The organism is Psychrobacillus sp. (assembly GCF_056205495.1).
Window position 1 is genome coordinate 1 of record NZ_JBAEAP010000299.1, and the last position, 1869, is coordinate 1869.

At 34.8% G+C, this 1869-nt stretch carries 2 protein-coding genes; both read right to left on the reverse strand.

Features of this window, described 5'->3' with window-relative positions; genetic code table 11:
* Positions 1–45 precede the first annotated feature (45 nt).
* On the reverse strand, positions 46–825 hold the full coding sequence (locus AC06OU_RS08700; RefSeq protein ID WP_475855237.1) for a class I SAM-dependent methyltransferase: 780 nt from the start codon (positions 823–825) through the stop codon (positions 46–48).
* A gap of 112 nt (positions 826–937) precedes the next feature.
* A partial coding sequence (locus tag AC06OU_RS08705; RefSeq protein WP_475855239.1) for an ATP-binding protein occupies positions 938–1869 on the reverse strand: 932 nt, incomplete at its 5' end.

Below are 1869 nucleotides of genomic sequence, written 5' to 3' on the forward strand. Positions count from 1 at the left end.
AGATAACTTACTTTTAGAAAGAAGAAGCAAGTTCATTGGTAACGATTAAACAGTTGCCCGAACAATATAGTAAGAGTTCGTTATAGGTAAGCCATTCGTCTCATGGAAACCAAAAATCTCCGTAATCTCTTTTAAGTTTTCATTTATAATTTTCTCTGTCACGATTGGATGCTGTCCAAAACATCTTTTATTTATGATATCCATAGGACTGTGTAGTATTTCTATATTGCTCACCGTTTCTATTTCCCATTTCTCAAAGTTCGCTGTCTGTAATCTTTTTTCTATAGCATTTAATGTTGAATCTTTTGGTAACTTGGCTTGAAAGAGATTTGGAAATAAAATAGGCAGTTCCTTGTCCATATCATCACCAGGATGCAATCCGAGTACAGCTCCACCTTTTTTTACGGTTTTCGTCAAAGCAAAATATCCCGAAGTGGGCCCTTTCCGAATATATGCACAGTCAAATTCATCCTCTGAAAAGGGCAACTCTTTTTTCGTTCTACCTAGCACGAACGAGACATTCTCAGGCTTTTTTCTTTTTCCCTGTTCAATAAAGAGGTTAGTTACATCAAATCCTACTATTTCTTTTGCAATAGGGCTACATTCGATAGCAAATTCTCCATGACCACATCCAACATCTAATACTTTTTTAGACGCAATCATTTTTCTAACCTCCTCATCGAAAAGTATTTCTCCATTAGGTTTTAAAATAGTAGAATTCCATGAATAAGTATATTCACCTTGTTGTTTGCCAAGCTGGTTGTACCAATCGAATGAATGAGGTTCAATCCATTCTGCAAACAGAGTTGGATTTAATAATGCCATAAAATACCCTCCCTATATTGTTAACTGCTTATAGTGACACTAATAGTTGAGCTTACCTAATTGGACGTGACTCTTTCCTAAAAAAAGAAGCGCTAATATTTAGCACCTCTTTTTAAACTGGTATAGTCAGTGTGAACGTCGTTCCTTTACCCTTCTTACTTTTTACTTCTACATTTCCTTTTAGCTTGGAGATTGTACCATAAACCATCAGCATACCAAGACCAGTCCCCTCTTTTTTATTAGAGTAATAGGGCTTCCCTAACTGACTTATTTCTTCTGAAGACATCCCAATCCCCTGGTCTTGAATGGTTATAACAATATGTTTTCCGAGTTGTACAGCTTGGACAAGAAGAACTCCCCCCTTGCCCTTCATCGCTTCGATGCCATTCTTTATTAAGTTAATAATGCATTGTTTCATTTGATTGGAGTCAAACTTAATCTTCGCTGTGTTCTGAAACTCAAGAACGATTTCCACTTCGTTAAATTTTGCAAATGGCATCATAATATTTTTTACATATACGAGCTCCTCTTCCATAGTAGACTGAACCATATGGACAGATTGTGGCTTAGCAAATGCTAAATAATCATTTAAAATGCCTTCTGCTCTATTCAACTCTTTTAGAGAATATTCTATATAAACTTTGTCGTTTGGTGTAATATCCTTTGAAACGCTTAACAATTGTAAAAAACCATTAGTCACTGTGAGCGGATTTCTAATTTCATGAGAGACACATGCTGATAGCTCGCTCATCACATGCAATCGCTCAGAACGAAGAAAATTATCTCGCTGTTTAATATTGGACAGAACCTTTTCAATCATAATCATATTAAATAGCATTATAACTGCATAAGTAACAATAACATAACCAACAACATTCCAATATTCGGAATTCAGCGTTTCAAAATAGGTGGATAACGAAATTAAGTAAGTCAAACCGTTTAGTAATACTATTATTATACCTGTAATTATTCTGTTTTTAGGAGATAGACTAATAAACTTTTTATGCACCAGAGGAATAATAATAAAAGCCAATGTTGAAAAAA

Excerpts from the sequence above, each read along its gene's own strand:
- AC06OU_RS08700 (WP_475855237.1), bottom strand. The coding sequence starts at position 825 with ATGGCATTATTAAATCCAACTCTGTTTGCAGAATGGATTGAACCTCAT.